The organism is Streptomyces sp. H27-D2 (assembly GCF_035828615.1).
Classification (GTDB): Bacteria; Actinomycetota; Actinomycetes; order Streptomycetales; family Streptomycetaceae; genus Streptomyces.
Genome location: NZ_JAYMZR010000078.1, coordinates 15,740 through 35,524, shown reverse-complemented (window position 1 = coordinate 35,524; position 19,785 = coordinate 15,740). Strand labels below are relative to the sequence as shown.

The 19,785-nt window shown below is 70.3% G+C and carries 16 protein-coding genes and 1 pseudogene; 11 read left to right on the top strand and 6 right to left on the bottom strand.

Features of this window, described 5'->3' with window-relative positions; genetic code table 11:
• Positions 1-67 precede the first annotated feature (67 nt).
• The gene (locus tag QMK28_RS25605; protein WP_326441948.1) at positions 68-2,080 is read right to left on the bottom strand and encodes a glycoside hydrolase; all 2,013 of its coding nucleotides are present in this window, start codon (positions 2,078-2,080) and stop codon (positions 68-70) included.
• A gap of 207 nt (positions 2,081-2,287) precedes the next feature.
• On the opposite strand from QMK28_RS25605, the gene QMK28_RS25600 reads away from it, so the two are divergent.
• Positions 2,288-3,103, top strand: a complete 816-nt coding sequence (locus QMK28_RS25600) for an SAM-dependent methyltransferase (RefSeq protein WP_326441947.1) — start codon at positions 2,288-2,290, stop codon at positions 3,101-3,103.
• Between the two features lie 48 nt (positions 3,104-3,151).
• Here QMK28_RS25600 and QMK28_RS25595 read toward each other — a convergent pair whose 3' ends face one another.
• Positions 3,152-4,063 carry a helix-turn-helix domain-containing protein gene (locus QMK28_RS25595; RefSeq protein ID WP_326441946.1) on the bottom strand — a complete coding sequence of 304 codons (912 nt, stop codon included), beginning with the start codon at positions 4,061-4,063 and terminating at the stop codon, positions 3,152-3,154.
• 102 nt (positions 4,064-4,165) lie between these two features.
• Positions 4,166-4,405: a DUF397 domain-containing protein gene (locus QMK28_RS25590; protein WP_326441945.1), complete on the bottom strand. Its 240-nt coding sequence runs from the start codon at positions 4,403-4,405 to the stop codon at positions 4,166-4,168.
• A gap of 243 nt (positions 4,406-4,648) precedes the next feature.
• On the opposite strand from QMK28_RS25590, the gene QMK28_RS25585 reads away from it, so the two are divergent.
• Together QMK28_RS25585 and QMK28_RS25580 are read left to right on the top strand one after the other, a co-directional pair.
• Positions 4,649-4,885 carry a DUF7848 domain-containing protein gene (locus QMK28_RS25585; protein WP_326441944.1) on the top strand — a complete coding sequence of 79 codons (237 nt, stop codon included), beginning with the start codon at positions 4,649-4,651 and terminating at the stop codon, positions 4,883-4,885.
• A gap of 94 nt (positions 4,886-4,979) precedes the next feature.
• Positions 4,980-6,356 carry a WS/DGAT/MGAT family O-acyltransferase gene (locus tag QMK28_RS25580; protein WP_326441952.1) on the top strand — a complete coding sequence of 459 codons (1,377 nt, stop codon included), beginning with the start codon at positions 4,980-4,982 and terminating at the stop codon, positions 6,354-6,356.
• 156 nt (positions 6,357-6,512) lie between these two features.
• Here the strand turns inward: QMK28_RS25580 and QMK28_RS25575 are convergent, their stop codons facing one another.
• Positions 6,513-7,424 (bottom strand): alpha/beta fold hydrolase, encoded by a 912-nt coding sequence (locus tag QMK28_RS25575; RefSeq protein WP_326441943.1) that lies wholly within the window; start codon positions 7,422-7,424, stop codon positions 6,513-6,515.
• A 216-nt stretch (positions 7,425-7,640) separates the two neighbouring features.
• On the opposite strand from QMK28_RS25575, the gene QMK28_RS25570 reads away from it, so the two are divergent.
• Positions 7,641-8,363, top strand: coding sequence for a DUF4142 domain-containing protein (locus QMK28_RS25570; RefSeq protein WP_326441942.1), 723 nt, complete (start codon positions 7,641-7,643; stop codon positions 8,361-8,363).
• Positions 8,360-9,838: a DUF1996 domain-containing protein gene (locus QMK28_RS25565; RefSeq protein ID WP_326441941.1), complete on the top strand. Its 1,479-nt coding sequence runs from the start codon at positions 8,360-8,362 to the stop codon at positions 9,836-9,838. Before QMK28_RS25570 ends, QMK28_RS25565 begins: the two co-directional genes overlap by 4 nt.
• Positions 9,839-10,022: 184 nt before the next feature.
• Here QMK28_RS25565 and QMK28_RS25560 read toward each other — a convergent pair whose 3' ends face one another.
• The gene (locus tag QMK28_RS25560; protein ID WP_326441940.1) at positions 10,023-11,132 is read right to left on the bottom strand and encodes a PucR family transcriptional regulator; all 1,110 of its coding nucleotides are present in this window, start codon (positions 11,130-11,132) and stop codon (positions 10,023-10,025) included.
• A gap of 761 nt (positions 11,133-11,893) precedes the next feature.
• Here QMK28_RS25560 and QMK28_RS25555 point away from each other — a divergent pair.
• The 5 genes from QMK28_RS25555 to QMK28_RS25535 all read left to right on the top strand — a co-directional run bounded on the left by QMK28_RS25555 (position 11,894) and on the right by QMK28_RS25535 (position 16,226).
• A complete protein-coding gene (locus QMK28_RS25555; RefSeq protein ID WP_326441939.1) occupies positions 11,894-12,601 on the top strand; it encodes a hypothetical protein in 708 nt (235 codons plus the stop codon).
• Positions 12,589-14,061: an NADH-ubiquinone oxidoreductase-F iron-sulfur binding region domain-containing protein gene (locus QMK28_RS25550; protein WP_326441938.1), complete on the top strand. Its 1,473-nt coding sequence runs from the start codon at positions 12,589-12,591 to the stop codon at positions 14,059-14,061. Before QMK28_RS25555 ends, QMK28_RS25550 begins: the two co-directional genes overlap by 13 nt.
• A gap of 219 nt (positions 14,062-14,280) precedes the next feature.
• Positions 14,281-15,267, top strand: a complete 987-nt coding sequence (locus QMK28_RS25545; protein WP_326441937.1) for an SCO0930 family lipoprotein — start codon at positions 14,281-14,283, stop codon at positions 15,265-15,267.
• Positions 15,268-15,270: 3 nt separating this feature from the next.
• On the top strand, positions 15,271-15,756 hold the full coding sequence (locus QMK28_RS25540) for a hypothetical protein (RefSeq protein ID WP_326441936.1): 486 nt from the start codon (positions 15,271-15,273) through the stop codon (positions 15,754-15,756).
• Positions 15,757-15,917: 161 nt separating this feature from the next.
• Entirely contained in the window at positions 15,918-16,226 is a 309-nt protein-coding gene (locus tag QMK28_RS25535; protein ID WP_326441935.1) for a DUF2277 domain-containing protein, read from the top strand.
• On the opposite strand, the pseudogene QMK28_RS25530 reads toward QMK28_RS25535, so the two are convergent.
• Positions 16,174-18,166 (bottom strand): annotated as a pseudogene (locus QMK28_RS25530) (pyruvate dehydrogenase (acetyl-transferring), homodimeric type); the annotation flags it as partial. The gene QMK28_RS25535 and the pseudogene QMK28_RS25530 sit on opposite strands and share 53 nt — an antisense overlap.
• Before the next feature lie 292 nt (positions 18,167-18,458).
• Here QMK28_RS25530 and QMK28_RS25525 point away from each other — a divergent pair.
• Positions 18,459-19,760 carry a hypothetical protein gene (locus QMK28_RS25525; protein ID WP_326441934.1) on the top strand — a complete coding sequence of 434 codons (1,302 nt, stop codon included), beginning with the start codon at positions 18,459-18,461 and terminating at the stop codon, positions 19,758-19,760.
• Positions 19,761-19,785: the final 25 nt, after the last annotated feature.

Sequence of the window (19,785 nt, the reverse complement as noted above, 5' to 3'; positions counted from 1 at the left end):
CCGTAGCGCGGGCCGAGGCGGTGAGCGCTGCCCGGCCCCGGCCCCGACCTCAGCCCGCCCCTCGCCGTCAGCCGGCGACCGTGCTCGGGCAGAGCCGCCGCGCGTTGTGGTCGCCCCGCAGCTTCGCGTCCACGCACCCGCCGGGCAGCCCCGCGTGCTCAGCCGTGCCGAAGTTGGCGGTCACGGTGAGAGTGCCGTCGCCGAAGACCGTGCGCTGCACGCGGTGGTCGGCGCTCAGCCGGCGGAAAGAGGTCATCCGCTCGCTGCCCGCTGCCTTGTGGAGGGGCGCGAAGTACTTCTGCAGGGCCGCGAGTTCACCGCCCCGTTGGCGCAGCGAAGGCCCGTCGAGCACGAAGTTGAGCGGGGTGTTGTACAGCATCGCCAGCAGCGCACGGGTGGTCTTCTGTTCGGGCAGCTTGTCGTAGGGCAGCTCCCAGCGCTCGACGTTGACCACCGAGCCGTGCAGCGCGGTCTCGTACAGGGGTACGCGGTAGGCCGGGTCGTACATGGCCTTGGCCACGGCGTCGGTGAGCCGGGCCGGTTTGAAGAAGATGGCCGGGGCCTTCGCCGGGGCGTAGCCGCCCCAGGCATCCTTGTCGCGTTCGAGCGGCCACAGTCCGTCGGCCACCGGGGTGCCCGAGCCGTGGTTGAAGGCCAGTACGCCGTTCGCCCAGGCCCCGGCGCTCTCGGAGCCGAGGACGAGCTTGCGGTCGGCGGACAGCCGCTTCATCCGGGCGAGCCGGTTGGCGCGGTCCCGCGCCCTGGTCATCGGGTGCGCGGCGCTGTGGTCCCGGAACAGTTCACCGGCGGCGTCCACGTCGAGGAAGTAGCTGTCGGCGCCGTTGGCCGTCATCGCGTCGGCGCGGTCGGCGAGGTAGTGCCGCTCGGGCTCGGCCTGTTCGAACGCCTGCGAGCTGAGGTAGCAGCCCCGGTCGTGGAAGCCGGCGGCGGGCTTGCCGTCCGCGCCCCGGACGCAGAAGTCGGGATGGACGGGGGCGGGCCACGAGGAGGTGGGCGCGTCGGAGGTCTTCGGGTCCTGGCCGTTCGCGAACGAGTCGTAGGGCCCGACGAGGTAGCCGGCCTTCTTGGCGGCGCTCACGGCCGCGGCGTCCATCGGCTGGTCGTCGGCGTCGTAGCCGAGCCACATGCGGGACACCCCGAGGCGGCGCAGCCGCTCGATGCCCGCCTCCTTGCGCCCGTCGCCCCAGGTGTAGGCGTGGAACGCGCCGAGGAGCTTCTTCGCGGCGGGGTTCTCCTTGAACTTGCGCCGCAGGCTGCCCAGTTCGCCGTGCTCGGAAAGCCAGTCGCGGTAGTCGACGGCGGGCGCGACGGGGGAGCCGTCGGTCAGCGCGAAGGTGACGGTGTAGTCGCTGGTCTCCTCGCCGCCGGAGAAACGGTGGGTGGCGGTGCTGCGCAGCCGGCCGTCGTGCGAAGTGAAGCGCAGAGCGGTGCCGATGTCGGTGGGGGTGAGGTAGCTGACGCCGTGATCGCCGATGGTGTGGCCCCACAGCGGCATGGTCAGCCCGGAGTCCATGGCGACCTCGCTGTCCGCGAGTTGGGCCTCGGGCGAGTTCCACCAGGTGTCGGCGACGGGGACGGACAGGCCCTCGCCGCGCGGGAACTGGACGGCGGACACGGCCGGGTCGGTGCCGGTGACCGGCCAGTCGAGGGTCGTGTCGGCCCGGGCGCGCACGCCGACCCGGAGCCGGCCGTGGTCGGCCGCGGCGGTGACGGTCAGTCCGCTGTCCGGGTAGCTCCACCGCGCGCCGCGGGCAGTGGCGGTGACGCGGCCGGGTCGGCCGTGTCGCGTGGCGGCGGGGGCGGAGAGCTGGAGGGTGTCGCCGTCCGCGGTGTCGGCGGTCACCCGCAGCGAGGTCGTGTCGATGCGGGCGGTGCCGCCTTCGACGGGGATGTCGACGCGGGAGCCCTGGACGTGCGCACGCCGGGTGTCGCCGGGGTGTACGGGTCCCGCGGCGGCCGTCGTGCAGGAGGCGGTGGCCGCCAGCGCGGTCGCGATGACGAGGGCGTGCAAGGTGCGTGAGCCGCTGGTGCGGCTGGGTGCTGCGGGCGTGATGTGCATGGGATGTTGATAACGGTCAGGTGTAAGAAGCTTCTAAGAAAGGGCTCCTCGGCCGGGGCGGACCCGCTTCCGCCGGAGCTCGTTGAAGCGGCAACACCCGTCGGCTCCAAGTTACTTGAGGGCCTGACGTGCAGCGCTGGTTCCCCTACGATGGGCGGGAGGCGGCGCAGCACGAGCTGGGCTCCGGCAAGGTCTGTGAGGGGTCTAATGGGCCAGGGTAGTGAGCCGCAGTCCGGCGGCGTCGATGTCAACGTCCCGAGCGTGGCCCGGATGTACGACTATTACCTGGGCGGCAAGGACAATTACGCCGTCGACCGTGAAGCCTCCGACGAGCTGCTGAAGGTCGTCCCGAGCACGCAGGCGCTGGCGCTGAACAACCGCCGATTCCTGCAACGGGTGGTGCGCAGCCTCGCGGCGGACTACGGCGTGCGGCAGTTCCTGGACCATGGATCGGGCCTGCCGACGCAGGACAACGTCCACCAGGTCGCCCAGCAGGTGGACCCGTCCTCGCGGGTGGTCTACATAGACAATGACCCGATCGTGCTGGCGCACGGGCGGGCACTGCTGGAGGAGAACGAGAACACCGCCGTCATCCAGGCGGACATGAGGGACACCGAGGGGATCTTCGACCACCCCGAGGTGCGCAGGCTGATCGACTTCGAGCAGCCCGTCGCCGCGCTGTTCGTCTCCGTCCTGCACTGCATCCCCGATTCCGACGACCCGCCCGCGCTGATCAAGCGGGTGCTGGACCGGCTGTCCCCCGGCAGCTTCATCGTGGTCTGCCAGCTGGTCAGCGAGGACAAGACGACCCGCGACTACGTGTCCGACTTCATGCACACCGCCACCCAGGGGCACTGGGGCCGGGTGCGGCGGGAGCGGGATCTGGAGCAGCACTTCGAAGGGCTGGAGCTCCTGGAGCCTGGCCTGGTCGAGGTGTCCACCTGGCGTCCGGACTCCGACATCGGTCCCCGGCAACTCACCGCTGAATGGATCGAGTTCGGCGGTGTCGCCCGCAGGCCCTGACGCCGTACGGCTCGCCGCGGCTGTACGGCCCGCCGCGTCCGAGGCCGGCTACGCGTCGAGTCCGTCGCGCAGCTCTTCGAGGAACTTGACGGTGGCGGCCGGGGGCTCGGCCTCGGCGCAGAGACGGTCCATGACGGACAGGTAGTTGTCGACGTCGTCCCGCTTGTCCAGGTAGAGCGCGCTGGTCAGCTGCTCCAGATAGACGATGTCGGGCAGGTCCGGCTCCAGGAAGCGCAGGATGCTGATCGGACCGCCGGCCGCCGCGTGGCCGCCACAGCTGAACGGCGCGACCTGCAAGGTGACATTGGGCAGCCGGGCGATCTCCAGCAGCCGCTGGAGTTGCTCGCGCATCACCTCGGCGCTGCCGAGCGAGCGCCGCAGCGCGGCCTCGTCCAGCACCGCCCACAGCCGGGGCGCGTCCGGCATGGTCAGCAGGCACTGCCGGGCGATCCGCAGGTCGACCCGGCGCTCGATCTCCTCGGGGGAGGCGCGCGGGTGGCCGAGCCGGGTGACGCCGCGGGCGTATTCCGGGGTCTGCAACAGGCCGGGCACGAACTGGTTCTCGTAGGTGCGGATGACGGACGCGGCCTCTTCGAGCCCGATGTGCGTCTCGAACCAGCTGGGCAGGATGTCACCGTAGCGGTGCCACCAGCCCGGGGTGCTCGCCTGCCGGGCGAGCGCGAGGAAGCCCGTACGCTCGCCCTCGTCGAGCACCCCGTACAGGCTCAGGAGATCGGCCACGTCCCGTTCCTTGTAGCCGGTCCGTCCCAGCTCCAAGCGGCTGATCTTGGCGTGGGAACCGCGGATCGCGTCGCCCGCCGCCTCGCGTGTGATGCCGTTCGCCTCACGGAGCCGGCGGAGCTGGGTGCCCAGCACGATCCGCAGCACGGTGGGGCCGCCCCGAGGGTGTTCGAGGTAGCGCTGTATGGACGGCTCGCGATTCGACGGAGCGGCGGTCATGCTCAGCTCCCGCTGGGTGATGGGGTGAACGCCCAGTGTCGCACCGGGGCGTCCGCCTCGTACAGTCGCGAGCGGTTGCCCGGGGCCGTTCCTGTTGGGGATTCAGCCGCCGACGATGCCGTCGAACTCGCCGTCCTTCGCGCCGTCGAGGAACGCCGCGATCTCCGCTCGGGTGTAGATCAGAGCCGGGCCGCCCGGGTCACGGGAGTTGCGGACCGCGATGTCCCCGCCCGGGAGTCCGGCGAGTTCCACGCAGTTCCCACTGGGGTTGCTGTGACGGCTCTTCTGCCAGGTGACGCCTTGGAGTTGGGTTGCTGCTACGCCATTGTCGAACTTTCGCACCGCTCACTCTCTCCCTCGCAACCGCACTCGGCTCCACGGTGAAACCGAGGTCTGTCGAACGCCGGTGCAAGTACATCCGTCCTTACGGGTGTACTTGCAGATGTACTTGCAGCGGCGGCTGGTTGGCGAGGATAGTGGCTCCGGAAGGCAGAGACCAGGCCACCCGTCCGAGAGGACCGCAGAGATCGTGAACACAGCGCGGGGAAAAACGGTCGGCAGCGACATCGTGTGCAGGTGGGGCGTATGAGTGTGCGTTCGATCGTCCGCCACGCGGACTGGCTGATGAGCCCCGAGACGGCGCCGGAGGCACCGGCGATCGTCTTCGAGATGGAGTGCACCACCTGCGGGGAGTCGTCCGAGGCCGCCGAGGACTTCGAGACGGCCCGCACCTGGGCCTTCGTGCATGTGGGCCGTCACCCCTCGCACACCGGGTTCCGGGAGATCATCCACCGGTTCTGGCGGGCCAAACTGCTGGAGTGAGCGGGCCGGAGCGCCGGTCGCCGCCCGCGCCCCGCGCGCCGAGGCGCTCTGGACTGCGCCCCGGGGCCGCCATACGGTTCGTCGTGTGGACCGGATGAGCGCGATAGACGCAGGATTCTACTTCGTTGAGGACGAGAACGTGCCGATGCACGTGGGCTCGGTCCTGGTGTTCGAAGGGCCCGCGCCGTCCTACGGGGACGTGATCAGGCTGTTCGTCTCCAAGCTGGCCGCGGTGCCCCGGTACCGGCAGCGGGTGATGAGCCTGCCGCTGCACCTGGGCCGGCCGGTGTGGGTGGACGACGACCACTTCCAGATCCTCTACCACGTGCGGCACACCGCGGTGCCCTCACCCGGCGGTGACGACCAACTGCGCAACCTGGCGGGCCGGTTGTTTGCCCAGCGGCTGGACCTGTCCAAACCGCTGTGGGAGATCTGGCTGGTGGAGGGCCTCGAAGGCGGGCGCTGGGCGCTCATATCGAAGGTCCACCACTGCATGATCGACGGCATCGCCGGCAATGACCTGATGCAAGCGCTGCTGGACTGGCGCGAGGACGCCGAACTGCCCGAACCGCAGCCGTGGACGCCGGAGCCGAGCCCGTCCGCGCTGGACCTGGTCGCCGACGGCGTCCGCGACGTGGTGATGACGCCCGTCAAGCATCTCGCCGCGATACCGGCGCTGGCCAAGCGGCTGCGCAGCGGCTCGGAGGTGCTGGACATCAGCCGTGCGCTGCTGAGCAGCCTGCCGGGCACCGCCCGCAGGCTCAGCACCCGCGCGGCGGGATCGCTCAACGGCCGCCCGGGTCCGCACCGGCGCTGGATGTGGGCGAAGGCGGACCTCGCGGAGATCAAACAGGTGCGCAAGGTGACCGGCGGGACCGTCAACGACATCATCCTGACCGCGATCACCCGCGGCTTCCGGGATCTGCTGGAGAGCCGCGGTGAACTGACCGAGGGTCAGGTCGTCCGCACCATGGTGCCGGTCTCGGTGCGCTCGCGCGGCGAGCGCAAGCAGCTGAACAACCGGGTCAGCGCGGTGCTGTTGAACCTGCCGGTCAGCGAGCCCGACCCGTTGAAGCGGGTCGCCGCCGTCCGGGAGCAGATGGACGACCTCAAGAACAGCCGTCAGGCGGCCGGCGCCGACGCCATCACCGGCATGGCCAACTTCGCGGCGCCGACCCTGCTGGCGCTGGGCTCGCGCACCGCGCTGCGCTTCCCGCAGCAGTTCCTGCAGACGGTCACCACCAATGTGCCCGGCCCGCGCGTTCCGCTGTATCTGCTGGGCCGGCGGATGGCGGAGATGTATCCGTACGTTCCCATCGCGAGCACGATGCGGATCAGCGTCGGCATCTTCTCCTACCTCGACCGGATCACCTTCGGCATCAACGCCGACTTCGACGGGGTGCCGGACATCGACGTGCTGGCGAACGGGATACGGGCCGGATTCGACGAACTGGTGGAACTCACACCGTAGTAGGGCAGTACGGCCGCCGCCGCGGTGCTTCCCGGCCGACGGCCCGCGGGGAGGGGGCCGTACGGGCTCTGCCGGCCTCCATACGTGGACTCCGGCGCTCCGAGGCCCAGCCGTCCTCCCCGCGACCTCGCCGCTCCCCTGCGGGCCGTACAGCGCTCAGCGGGCGTTCTTGCCGGCCGGGGCGTCCAGCCAGTCCAGGATGCGCGCCGCCACCGTGTCCGGGATCTCCAGTTGCGGCACATGGCCGACCCCGGGGAACGTCTCGAAGCGCCAGCCGGGATTGCGCGCGGCGGCCTCCCGCGCGGACCGCACCGGCACCAGCCGGTCCTGTTCGCCGCTCATCAGGAACACCGGTATCCGCAGCCCGCTCATCATGGTCCGATAGGCGGTCCGGCGGGCGTTCACCAGGACCAGCGAACGGGCGGCGGTGAGGAAGGCGGTGTCCAGACCGGGGATCTCGGCGCGCTGTTCGAGCAGGCTCATCGAGGCCAGGATCAGCTCCTCGGGCACCACCGAGGGGTCGGCGCACACCAGCGCGAGCAGCCGGTCCACCTGCTGCCGGGGCGTGCTGCCGACCCGCATCCGGGACAGGAACAGCTCGCCGAGTCCGGGCAGCCCGTAGAGGAAGAACGAGGAGGCCACCAGCGGGTCCGGCACGCCCAGGACCAGCGGCAGCGCGGGGTCCACCAGCACCAGCCCGGTCGCCGTGTCCGGGTGGGCGGACGCCTGCAGGATCGAGATCATCCCGCCCATCGAATTGCCCACGAGCACCGCCGGCCCACCGACCACCTCGCGCAGAAAACGGTCCAGCAGCGCGGTGTTCGCCGCGACCGTGGTGGAGCGGCCCCGCGGATGGGTCAGGCCGAACCCTGCGAGGTCGACGGCCACCACCCGCATTCGCTCGGCCAACCGGGGTGCGAGCAGGCACCAGTTGAGGTGCGAGCCGCCGAGCCCGTGCACCAGCACCAGCTGCGGCGCGCCCCGCGGTCCGCCGAAGTCGGCCCAGTGCACCGGGCCGTTCAGGTCCGAGAAGCGGCTGGTGCCGCCCCAGTCGGCCACGGTGCTCATGGCGACAGTATCCACCCGGAGCCGCCGGTTCCACCCGGTCGGCGCAACCGGAGAGATACCCCGGGCGGGTGGCGGGAGCGCGGCAATGTAGCAGCAGTCCGCGTCCGTGCCCAGGTCTTTGTCCAGGCGTGACGAGCAGCCGGTGCCCCCGCCCCGGCAGCCAGTAACGTCCGGTGGCAATTCCCGGAGGCATCACTGAACGGCAGGGAGGACCTTGTGCGATCCGTCATCCGCAGATCCGCGGCATCCGGTTACACGCTGGGCACGGCACTCGTCATCGGCGCGCTCGCGGTGACGCTGGCGGCGTTGTTGATCCCCGTGCAGTTGTTCGGCGGGAACTCCGCGGCGGCCGGGGCGCAGGTGGGCGAGGACGACGGCGGCGGGACCGTGAGCACGCAGTACGGACCGCTGACACCGCTCGACCGGGACTTCGTACGCAAGGTCCGGCTGGCCGGGCTGTGGGAGCTGCCCGCCGGCCGGATGGCCCAGCAGCGCGGCGGCCGGGAGGCGGTCAAGACCGCGGGGGAGCACCTCGTGATGGGCCACACCGAGCTGGACAAGCGCTCCATCCAGGTGGCGCAGTCCCTCGGCATCGAGCTGGCCGACAAGCCCACCGACCAACAGCAGGGCTGGCTGGACCAGATGGAGCCGGCCCGAGGCGTGGCCTTTGAGCGGCTGTTCGCCAATCTGCTGCGCCGGGCGCACGGGAAGGTCTTCGGGCTGGTGGCGCAGGTGCGGGCGCAGAGCCAAAACTCCATGGTCCGGTCCCTGGCCACGCGAACCAACACAGTCGTCCTTGACCACATCACGGTCCTTGAGGACACCGGGCTCGTCGACTTCGACTCACTGGCCGCTGCGGGGCCGCCTTCCGAGCGGCTCCCTGTCACCCGGCCGACGCCCGTCCGGACTTCGGAACGAAAAAGTGAAGTGATCTCATGAGGCTATCCAACCGAAAGCGACCGCGTTCGGTGAACAGGACCGTCGCGGCGGCAGCCGCGCTGGTGCTGGGTGGCGGTGGAGTCGCAGTCGTCGCGGCCAACGCGTCCGCCGGCGGCTCCAAGCAGGACACCGGCGCGCCGCAGACGGTGTCGAGCACCATCGACTGTCCCGATGTGGGAGACCGGCTGCGCGACGTGCCCAAACGGTCCCGCCCCGTGGTGGACCGCAATCTCGCGCAGCTGGACGCTCAAGTCGCCGAGGCGTACAAGAAGCTGACCTCGGGCGGTACCGGGAGAACCAAGATTCTCAGCGGTCTCAAGGAGCACCGCGGCGCGACCATCCGCCGGATCTCCGACGCGATCGCCCAGCAGTCCGGGAGCCCCGCCGCGCTGGGCAGGATGAGCGGCTGCAAGTACAAGCCGGACGGCAGCGGCGTCCAAGTCAAGGACGGCGGCGGCCAAGGCGATCAGCAGGGCCAGGACGGCCAGGGCGATCAGAACGTCCAGGGCGGACAGGACAGCCAGGGCGATCAGCAGGGCCAGGACGGTCAGGGCGATCAGCAGGGCCAGGGGGACGGCCAGGGCGGTCAGGGCAACGGCCCGGTCCAGGACGACTTCGTGGACATCACCTCCGTCCAGCCGAACGTCGATGCGCCCGACGAGGGCGGCGACGCCTCCACGGGCACCTTCACCTCGGAGTGCGGCGTCAACGAGAACGGCCACTTCAACCCCGACAACGTGATCGTCGCTCCGGGGGTGAGCAACGGAGCCCACCACATGCACGACTACGTGGGCAACGAGTCCACCGACGCCTTCTCGACCGACGAGAGCCTCGCCGCAGCCGACACCACGTGCACCAACGGCGATCAGTCCACGCACTACTGGCCGGTGGTCCGGCTGCGTGACAACGGCGACGAGAAGGACGTGAACGCGCCCGGCGGCGGCCAGGACGGCAATGTGGGCAAGATCCTCCAGCCCGCTGACGCGGAGATCACGCTGAGCGGCAGCCAGGCCGGCGAGGTCACCGGGATGCCGCGCTTCCTGCGGATCATCACCGGCGACGCCAAGGCGTTCACCAACGGCGACGCCAACGCCAACGCGTCCTGGAGCTGCACCGGATTCGAGGACCGCCAGCTGACGGACAAGTACCCGATCTGTCCCGAGGGCAGCAAGGTGGTGCGTTCGCTGAAGTTCCAGAGCTGCTGGGACGGGCAGAACATCGACAGCGCCAACCACCGCACCCATGTGGCGTTCGCTCAGCAGGACGGCAGCTGCGGCAACGGCTTCAAGGCCATCCCGCAGCTGACGCAGAAGATCACCTATGACATCCCCGCGGGTGATCTGTTCGCGGTGGACAGCTTCCCCGAGCAGCTGCACAAGCCGGTGACCGACCACGGCGACTTCATCAACGTGATGTCGGACGACCTGATGAACGAGGCCGTCGGGTGCATCAACTCCGGTGAGGACTGCGGTTGATCAACCCCTCGGATACTGCCCTCAGTTCCCTCAGTTCCCTCACCGGGATCTGAGGGCCTTCCCCGGACTCCGACCGGCAGTCCTGTCCCCCGAGTTACACACTCGCACCGAGCGGCGGCCCCGAAGTCATCTTCGGGGCCGCCGTCGTCGGTGCGCGGGACCGTTCGCGGTGCGTCGCACCGGGTCACAGACCGTTGACGCGAGCCTCTCGGGCGATCCCCAGGGGCGGGCCCGCTACCGTGACGGCCCGAGCTCTACGCGCCACCCGCGAACGCTGGCGGCGTATTTGCGCGAGCAGACGGCGGCTGCGCAGTGCCAGTTCCAGGTCGAAGCGGGTACGCGGGTCCCGCAGGCCGGGACCGAAGAGCTTCTCAATCTGCCGCAGACGGTATCGCACCGTCTGGGGGTGCACTTTGAGCGCCTTCGCGGCCTCCGGCGCGCCACCCCCTTCGAGCCAGGCGAGCAAGGTCACTTCGAGCCGTTCGCTCTGTCGCGGCGTCAGCCCCTCCAGTGGCTGGAGGCAGCGTTCGGCCAACGCTCTGGCCAGCGACTCGTCCTGGAGCAGCAGCAGCGTGGAGAGGTGGTCGTCGACGAAGACGACCCGGGCGTCCGGCCCGCCGCGGGCCGGCGTCAGGCTGAGCAGCCGGCGTGCCCAGCGCAGCGAGGACGCGGTGTCGGTGATCGGCACGGTGTGCCCCACCGCGGCGGCCCTGCCGCGCAGCGTGATCTCCAGTGCGGCGCGGGTGTCGGGGCCCGGCTCGGGGATGAGCAGCGTCAGCTCGTCACCGATCATGCCGGCCGGGGTCTCGCCTAACGCCGCTGCCAGCCGCGGCGCTTCACCGGGTACGGCCAGCGCCACGGCCAGCACGGTCTCGGGGAGGTCCCACTCGGCGGCCCGCGCCAGGTCGGCGAGGGCGATCTCGGACACGTCCAACTCGCCGGTGAGGGCCTCGAAGAGGTCGCGGCGTGCCCGGTCGAGCGACGGTGCGGCGCGTGGTGGCGACAAGGCGACCGGCCGCGCGCTCACGGCGGCCGGGGAGGCGGCGTCGGCCGGTCGGTCGCCGAATTCCGTACTCTCCGTCGGCGTTTGGTAGCCGAGAGCCGTCAACAGAGCCTGTTCGACTCCCCATTTGGCCTCTTCGCGGTGAGAGCCGTCCAAAAGTGTTGCAAAGTCCGGAATTCCCTGCCGAAGTGCCTTGACCACTTCGTCGGCCAGCGATGGGAGTTCATTGCGCAGAACGCCGGTCCACTCGCCCCGAGGGCGTGACCAGATGAGGTTCAGGAGTTCGCACATCTCTACCTCGTTCTTGCCAGGGTAAGACCTGTCCGATGAGGGAAGGGACAAGTCCGCGGAGGTTATCTCCCTTGCCGGTTTCCCGTGCCGACATGGAAGTTGAGGGTCCTCCCGCACCCTCTTGGGTGGGCATCTTCCGTAACTGCGCGGCGTGGGGACGACGCGCGCGCAACAATTTGTCACAACGCGATAAACCTTGTGAAGGTCTTGCGGAGCCCGGCGATGCTGCTGAACCCCGGCTAACGGCAGCGGACTTGGCGGCGATCCCTCCACTTCGGCGCCGGAGCTGGTCCGGCAATCATGGAACGTCGGTGTATTTCGCCCGGTGGATTCCCCTTCCGGCCGTACTGTTCCGGTTTTGCACACACTGAGCCGACCAGGATCGGACGGCACGGAGCAGAGGGTATCCACCTCGTCGCAGAAGCGGAGAACGTGTAGATGGTCATCACCGGATATCAGCGGTACGAGCGTTTTGAGAACCAGGTCCGGGTTGCTCCGCCCGGTCCCGCGGTCCGGAGTTCTGACTGAACCGGGACAGCGAGAGGAAGCGAAGGCCGCCCGCCGACCCCCTCCTCAGCCGACACCAACCCATTTGGGTGCCGAGGACGATGTGGAGTGCCCGGCATCCGCGCGCTCGGAAGGCTCCGATGCCCCTCTCCCAGATTCAGATGCCCCGCTCGCACCGGCCACGCGGCCGGCGCCGACATGCCAACCCGCCCACCCCGACCGGGGGCCGGCGGGCTGTACGCCGTTCACCGCTGATGCCCGGCGCCGGCGGCCGGAACCGGACGCTCACCGCCCTCGGCGCGGCGGCCGTGGCCTCGCTGCTCGTCGCGGGCCCCGCCGGCGTCTTCAGCCGGACCTGGGAATTCCTCGACTTCGGCGCGGGCGTCCTGTCGTTGGTCTCGTTCACCGCCACCGTGCTGTGGGGCCTGATCGCCACCGACCGGGTGCTGCTGCGCTCCGGCCACCGGCTGATCGCCCAAGGAGTGCACCGCGGCGCCGCGGTCTGCGGGTTCGGCTTCCTCGCCCTGCACATCTGGGTCAAGGTCGCCGAGCAGCAGGCGAGCGGCGCCGCCGCGGTGCTGCCCTTCGCCGACGACCGCCGCCCGCTGCTGATCGGGCTCGGGACGCTGGCCGGCTACCTCTTTCTGGCCGTGGCGGTGACCGGAGCGGTGCGCAGCGCCTTCGCCTCCAACGGCCGCTCGCACTGGTGGCGGGCGCTGCACATGTGCGCGTACCCCGCGTGGGGCGCGTCGCTGGTGCACGGCCTGAACAGCGGGCGGGCCGCCAGCTCCTGGGTCACCACCGCGTACGCGGTGAGCCTGATCGCGGTCGCGGCCGTGCTGGCGAAACGGATGGCGTCGAGGCGGGCCGTGGAGACCCGGTCCGATGTACCGCCCAGGCCCACCACGCCTCCCCGGCCCACCGCCGCCGAGCGCGGCAACGCGCGCGGGTGGGGTCGTTGACCGGCGCGCCGCCCGCTCTCGCCACCATCGGCCCGCCCCGGCTGCTGGCGGGCCTGGACCGGGTGGGGCGGCTGGACCGCGTCGCGCATCTGACCCAGCACGGCTCGCTGCCCGAACTCCGGCAGGAGGAGGTGGTGGCGCTCGCGGAGAACACCGACCTGCGCGGCCGCGGCGGAGCGGGCTTCCCGTTCGCCCGCAAGCTCCGGGCCGTCATCGAGTCGGCCGGCCGCAAGGACGGCAGATCGGCCGTGGTGGTCAACGGCAGCGAGGGCGAACCCAGTTGCCTCAAGGACACCACCCTGCTGCTGCTCGTGCCGCACATGGTGCTCGACGGCGCCGCACTGACCGCGGCGGCGCTCGGCTCCGAGGAGATCGTGATCGGGGTGACCCGGGAGGACGTCGAGGAATCGGTGCGCGCCGCGGTGGCCGAACGCGGCCCGGCCGGCGTCCCGATGCGGGTGAACCGGCTGCCGGAGCGCTTCGTCACCGGCGAGGGCACCGCCCTCACCAGCGGACTCAACAACGGCCCCGCCCTCCCGGCCGGCCGTAAGGTGCGCTCCAGCGAGAGCGGCCTCAAGGGCCTGCCCACCCTGCTGTCCAACGCCGAGACCTACGCCCAACTCGGCCTCGCCGCACGGCTGGGCGCCCTCGCGTACCGCGAGGTGGGGCTGCCCAACGAGCCCGGCACCGTCCTGCTGACCGTCGCCGGAGCCTGGGTCGTGGAGACGCCGACCGGGATACCCCTGCCGTACGTTCTGGAGGTGTGCGGCATCGGCGCCGGCCAGGGGGTGCTGGTCGGCGGCTACCACGGCCGCTGGCTGGGTCCGGACACCGCGCAGTCCGCACTGATCTCCCGCGGCTCGCTCGCCGAGTTCGACGCGGTGCTGGGGGCGGGGGCGGTGCTGCCGCTGCCCGAGGGCACCTGCCCGGTCGGCGAGACGCTGCGGGTGGCGCGCTGGATGGCGGCGGAGTCGGCGGGGCAGTGCGGACCGTGCGTGCTGGGCCTGCCCGCGCTCGCCGACGCGCTGGCGCACGCGTGCCAGGGCGGCGGACGGGCCGCGCTCGACGCCGTGCACGCGCGGATCCGGGCGGTCAGGGGCCGCGGCGCGTGCAGCCACCCCGACGGCACCTCGCACTTCGTCGCCTCAGCGCTCGCCGCGTTCCCGGACGACTTCTCGGACCACGCGCTCGGCAGCGGCTGCGGCAGACCCGTCCTCGGGGCGCTGCCGCTGCCGATGGACGAAGGCGCTCCGCCGACCGAGCCGGCCGAGCAACTGGTCGTGAACTGGACGCTGTGCCAGGGGCACGGGCTCTGCGCCGACATCATCCCCGGCGTCATCCGGCTCGACGTGGACGGCTACCCGGCTCAGGCCACGATGCCGCTGCCGTCGAACCTGCGCCCGCAGGCGCTGCGCGCGGTGCGCCGCTGCCCCGCGCTCGCGCTGCGCATACAGGAGTGATGTGCGGAATATCCCGCCGCTTCGGTACCCGGCCGCAATGAGCAAGTAATTGCCGGTCACATCGCTGTTGTTGAAGAAGGCACCTTCAAAAAACTTTGAGTCTTGGCGTGATGTGACAAATTCTGGGTCCGTTGAGCACCTGCCGACGGTCTTCCCGTATCCAGTACGCAACGGCGACAAGCAGCCGGATCGAACACGAAGGACACGAAGGAGCCCGTCATGAGGAAGCAACGTCAAGTGGCATTCGCCGGCGCGACGATCGCGGCCATTCTGCTCGCCGGAGGTTGCGGCACCGACGGGAACTCCGCCGACGGCGGCGACAAGGTGCAGCCCGCGGCCGACAGCGAGCAGGCCGGATCGGATTACGGCTCCGGCGGCTACGGCTCGGCCGGCGGCAACGCCGACGACGCGAAGAAGCCCGCGGGCAAGCCGGGCGCGGCGGCGAAGGAGCTGGCGGTGCGCGAAGCGCCCGAACTGGGCCCCATCGTCACCGACAGCAAGGGCGTCACGCTCTACCGCTTCGACGAGGACAGCGCCGGACCGTCCAAGTCCGCCTGCGTGGGCGGCTGCGCCAAGACCTGGCCGCCGGTGCCCGCGGACGACGCCACGGCCACCGCCGGGATAAAGGCGGCGCTGCTCGGAGCGGTGGCGCGCAAGGACGGCACCCGGCAGCTGACCCTCGGGGGCTGGCCCGTCTACCGCTACTCGCTGGACACCAAGGTCGGCGACACCAAGGGCCACGGGATCGGCGGCACCTGGAACGCGCTCGCACCCGACGGCAAGAAGGCGGGCCAGGCAGCCGCGGAAGCACCCGAGCAGCAGCCCGAGAAGCCCGCGGACGAGCTCTCGACCACCGACGACGCCAAGCTCGGCAAGATCCTGGTGGACGGAAAGGCCCGGACGCTCTACCGCTTCAACAAGGACAGCGCCTGGCCGATGAAGTTCGGCTGCGTCGGCGCCTGCCTCGACACCTGGAAGCCCGCCAAGCCCGTCCTCGACAAGACCAAGGTCAGCGGCGTGGCCGACAAGCTGATCACCACGCTCAAGCGCCCCGACGGCACCCAGCAGCTCGCCATCGACTGCTGGCCCGTCTACTGGTTCACCGGCGACGAGAAGCCCGGTGACACCAACGGCCAGGGCAAGCAGGGACTGTGGTTCGCGGTCAGCCCCGACGGCAAGAAGGTCGGCGCAGGGGCCACGGGCTGACCCATGGCACTCAACGCGCCCGGCCCCCGGCGGCTCCCGGCCATCGCCTTGCTCTGCACCCTGGTGCTGAGCGGCTGCGCCGGGAACGCACCGTCGGAAAGCCCCCGGAATGCCCGGAATTCCGTCCGGCACTCGGAAAGCGGGGAACACGCCGGACATACGGGCGGCACGCACTCCGGAAAACCGGCGACCGGTACCGCGTCGATAGAGGAGATCGCCGATGCCATCGGCTGCACACCGGATATCACCGCAGGATCGCAGGAACTCCGGCAAGGCGCCTGCAAAAACCGGCGAGGCGAGTACCGGATGGTCACCTTCGCCGCGGAAAAGGGCCAGCACGCCTGGCTGACCGAGGCCCAGATGTACGGCGGCACGTATCTCGTGGGAAAGCGCTGGGTCGTTACGGCGCGGAAGGAGAAATCCCTGCGGACGCTGCGTACGAGTCTCGGCGGATCCCTGGAAAAGGGAGCCGTTCACGGCGGGCACTAGCCCAACGGCGCCGGGCTGACGGACACTGAGGAGGCCGCCCCGGCTGTACGCCGGGGCGGCCTCCTCAGTGTCCGTCAGCCATGACCGCGAGTGTTCGTTCGCGGGGTTCGCGGTGATTCGAGAGGCGTGCGCACCGAGGGCCGCGGAGGCACACTGGAGGCATGTGCCGCAACATCAAGACGCTGCGCCCGCCGGTCACGGACGACGTCGGTGACGAGGACATCCGGGCGGCGGCCCTGCAGTACGTCCGCAAGGTCTCCGGCTTCCGGGCCCCGGCCGCGCACAACCGGCTCGCCTTCGACCAGGCCGTCGACGCGGTCGCCGACGCGACCCGGCACCTCCTGGACCACCTGGAAGTGCGCGGGAGCGCGTCGCGCCGGCGGCCGGGCGAGGCCTCCGGTGCTTCCGGTGTTCCGGTCAGGACTCCAAGCCGTAGCGGACGGCAGCCCGCCGGACCAGCTCGGGCTTGACGTCGCCGCGCCGGGCCAGCGCGGCCAGCGCCGCGACCACGACCGACTCCGCGTCGACCCCGAAGTGACGGCGGGCGCCTTCGCGGCTTTCGGAGAGGCCGAACCCGTCGGTGCCCAGGGACGCCCAGTCCTGCTCGACCCAGGGCGCGATCTGGTCGGGCACCGCGCGGCGCGTCCGCCATGGCTTCGGCAGTCGCGCCCGCCGGCCCGTCAGCTGCCGCTTCCGAGGCTGCCTCGGCGGCGGTGCGGAAGCGGTAGAGGCCCTTGAGGATGCCCTCCTCGACGCCTTCCACCGCGGGCATGGCGGGCTGGGTGTGGGTCTCGTTGTAGACCGTCAGGTAGTAGAAGACGCTCTCGCCGGTGGGGAATCGCTCGGACGCGCCGTACATCCGGCGCAGCCCGTCCCGGACGATGACGGAGACCTCGTACGCGAACGCCGGGTCGTAGGAGATCGCCGCCGGGTTGGTGGAGGCGATCAGGTGGGAGTGGCCGTCGGCGTGCTGGAGGCCCTCGCCGGTCATCGTGGTGCGGCCGGCCGTGGCGCCGATCAGGAAGCCGCGGCCGAGCTGGTCGGCGAGCGCCCACATCTGGTCGGCGGTGCGCTGCCAGCCGAACATCGAGTAGAAGATGTAGAAGGGGATCATTGCCTCGCCGTGCGTGGCGTAGGCGGTGGCGGCGGCCGTCAGCGAGGCCATCGAACCGGCCTCGGTGATCCCCTCGTTGAGGATCTGTCCGTCGGTCGCCTCCTTGTAGTAGAGCAGTTGGTCGCGGTCGACCGGGTCGTAGGTCTGGCCGAGCGGGGAGTAGATCCCGGCGCTCGGGAAGAGCGACTCCATGCCGAAGGTGCGGGCCTCGTCCGGGACGATGGGCACCCAGCGTTTGCCGGTCTCCTCGTCCCGCATCAGGTCCTTGATGAGCCGGACGAACGCCATCGTGGTGGCGGTCCGCTGGCTTCCCGACCCCTTGCGCATCGCCTCGAAGGGCTTGGCCGGCAGCTCGGGCAGCGGGGTGAAGCGCACCCGGCGCTGCGGTACGGGGCCGCCGAGCGCGTGCCTGCGGGCGGCCAGGTAGTGGGCCTCGGGGGAGTCCTTGCCGGGGTGTGCGTACGGGACCAGCTCGTCGTTGAGGACGCTGTCCGGGATGGGGAGTTCGAGCAGGTCGCGCATCGCGCGGAACTCCTTGCCCGAGAGCTTCTTCATCTGGTGGTTGGCGTTGCGCGACTCGAAGCCGGGGCCCAGCGTCCAGCCCTTCACCGTCTGCACCAGGACGACGGTCGGCGCGCCCTTGTGGTCGACGGCGGCGCGGTAGGCGGCGTACACCTTGCGCGGTTCATGGCCGGCCCGCGAGGTGCCGACGATCTCGGAGAGCTCCGCGTCCGTCAGCCGCGCGCCGATCGAGCGCAGCGCCGGGTCCGCGCCGAGGAAGTGCTCGCGGATGTATGAGGGGCTGGAGGCGGCGTAGGTCTGGAACTGGCCGTCGGGCACCTCGCCGAGGCGGCGTACGAGCGCGCCGTCGGTGTCGAGGGCGAGCAGCCGGTCCCAGGCCGATCCCCAGAGCGATTTGACGACATTCCAGCCCGCCGCCCGGAACTGCCGCTCCAGTTCTTGGACGATCTTGCCGTTGCCGCGGACGGGGCCGTCCAGGCGTTGCAGGTTGCAGTTGATGACGAAGGTGAGGTTGTCCAGCTTCTCGCGCCCGGCCAGCGCCAGGGCGGCGGTCGCCTCCAGCTCGTCCATCTCGCCGTCGCCGAGGAACGCCCAGACGTGCGAGGCGGAGGTGTCCTTGATGGCGCGGGCGGTCAGATAGCGGTTGAAGCGCGCCTGGTAGATCGCGCCGAGCGGGCCCAGACCCATGGAGACGGTGGGGAACTCCCAGAATTCCGGCAGCCTCCGGGGGTGCGGGTAGGACGGCAGCCCGTCGCCGCGCGCCTCCTGCCGGAAGGGCCGGGTGGGACGGGTGATGCCCGTCCCACCCGGCATGTTTCGCTATGTGGAAATATTTTTCCGTTAAACAGAATGTAGAAGCCGATGATCGTGATCGTCAAGCACTCCGCACGGGTCATCTGAACGATGATCGATCATTCTACGTCCAAAAGGGCGAACCGCACCTTGTGGATCGGCCTCGCCCCGCGGCGTCGCCGAGCGGTCGGACACCGGGCCCTCAGATGTGATGATCTGATGGTGATAGTTCAAGGCCGTACGTCTCGGTCTGTGCCTGGGGGGAACGAAGTCGATGGTCAGGACCACACGCCGATCCGCGCTGATAGCGATATGCGGTTCCGTCGCGCTGGCGCTGTCGGTGGCGACCGGCTGCGACGACACCTCGGCGGGCGGCAAGACGGCCACACCGGCCGACGGCTCCGCCACGGACCCTGGGGACGCCGGGCCGGCCGGCCGCCGGAGCGGCGGCGCGCAGGGCAGCGCCAGCGACACCGCCAAGGACAAGGGGCAGCCGAAGTGGGACGGGAAGGTGAAGGTGCTCGGCGACGGGTCCACGTCCTCCACCGGCCCGCAGCCGAAGCAGCCCAAGGCGAAGAAGCTCAAGCCCGGCGAGAAGCCGCCGCAGTTCGTCGTCTTCTCCTGGGACGGCGCGCTGCAGGGCGACGACGGGCTGTTCTCCCACTTCCGCCAGGTGGCGAAGGAGAACAACGCGCAGATGACGTTCTTCCTCACCAGCATGTACCTGCTGCCGAAGTCGAAGCAGACGCTGTACCGCCCGCCCCAGCACAAGCCCGGCTCGGCGGCGATCTCCTTCGCGACCGACGCGCACATCAGAACGACGCTGGAACAGCTGCGCCTCGCGTGGCTGGACGGCAACGAGATCGGCTCCCACTTCAACGGCCACTTCTGCGGTGCCAAGGGCGGCGGCGACTGGAGCACCGAGGAGTGGAAGAGCGAGATCGAGCAGTCCTACTCCTTCGTGCGGAACTGGAAGACCAACACCGGCTTCAAGGACATCCCTCCGCTGCCCTTCGACGTCGACAAGGAGTTCGTGGGCGGGCGCGCACCCTGTCTTGAGGGACAGCGGAACCTCATCGAGGCGTCCAAGTCCTTCGACTGGCGCTACGACGCGAGCTCGCCCGGTGACTTCCAGATCTGGCCGTCCAGGACGGAGGGCATCTGGAACTTCCCGCTCCAGATGCTGCCGTACCCGGACAAGGAGGTGCAGGTGCTCTCCATGGACTTCAACTTCCTCTACAACCAGTCCGGCGACAGCACCGAGGGCGACCCGTCCAAGCATGCGACCTGGGAGAAGGAGACCCGCGACGGCTACCTCAACGGCTTCGAACGGGTCTACAACGGCAGCCGGGCGCCGCTGTTCATCGGCAATCACTTCGAGGACTGGAACGGCGGCATCTACATGCGGGCCGTCGAGGACGTGGTGAAGGGCGTGTGCCGCCGGGACGGGGTGCGCTGCGTGTCGTTCCGCCAGCTCGCGGACTGGATGGACGCGCAGGACCCCAAGGTCCTGGAGCGGCTGAGGGGCCTGGACCCGGCGCAGTCCCCGGACTGGAAGTCCTTCCTGAAGAAGTAGCCGCGTCCTGAAGCAGCCCTGAAGC

Coding starts and splice junctions, on each gene's coding strand:
- QMK28_RS25605 (WP_326441948.1), bottom strand. CDS start 2,080: ATGCACATCACGCCCGCAGCACCCAGCCGCACCAGCGGCTCACGCACC.
- QMK28_RS25600 (WP_326441947.1), top strand. CDS start 2,288: ATGGGCCAGGGTAGTGAGCCGCAGTCCGGCGGCGTCGATGTCAACGTC.
- QMK28_RS25595 (WP_326441946.1), bottom strand. CDS start 4,063: ATGACCGCCGCTCCGTCGAATCGCGAGCCGTCCATACAGCGCTACCTC.
- QMK28_RS25585 (WP_326441944.1), top strand. CDS start 4,649: ATGAGTGTGCGTTCGATCGTCCGCCACGCGGACTGGCTGATGAGCCCC.
- QMK28_RS25580 (WP_326441952.1), top strand. CDS start 4,980: ATGAGCGCGATAGACGCAGGATTCTACTTCGTTGAGGACGAGAACGTG.
- QMK28_RS25575 (WP_326441943.1), bottom strand. CDS start 7,424: ATGAGCACCGTGGCCGACTGGGGCGGCACCAGCCGCTTCTCGGACCTG.
- QMK28_RS25565 (WP_326441941.1), top strand. CDS start 8,360: ATGAGGCTATCCAACCGAAAGCGACCGCGTTCGGTGAACAGGACCGTC.
- QMK28_RS25560 (WP_326441940.1), bottom strand. CDS start 11,132: ATGTGCGAACTCCTGAACCTCATCTGGTCACGCCCTCGGGGCGAGTGG.
- QMK28_RS25555 (WP_326441939.1), top strand. CDS start 11,894: ATGCCCGGCGCCGGCGGCCGGAACCGGACGCTCACCGCCCTCGGCGCG.
- QMK28_RS25545 (WP_326441937.1), top strand. CDS start 14,281: ATGAGGAAGCAACGTCAAGTGGCATTCGCCGGCGCGACGATCGCGGCC.
- QMK28_RS25540 (WP_326441936.1), top strand. CDS start 15,271: ATGGCACTCAACGCGCCCGGCCCCCGGCGGCTCCCGGCCATCGCCTTG.
- QMK28_RS25535 (WP_326441935.1), top strand. CDS start 15,918: ATGTGCCGCAACATCAAGACGCTGCGCCCGCCGGTCACGGACGACGTC.
- QMK28_RS25525 (WP_326441934.1), top strand. CDS start 18,459: ATGGTCAGGACCACACGCCGATCCGCGCTGATAGCGATATGCGGTTCC.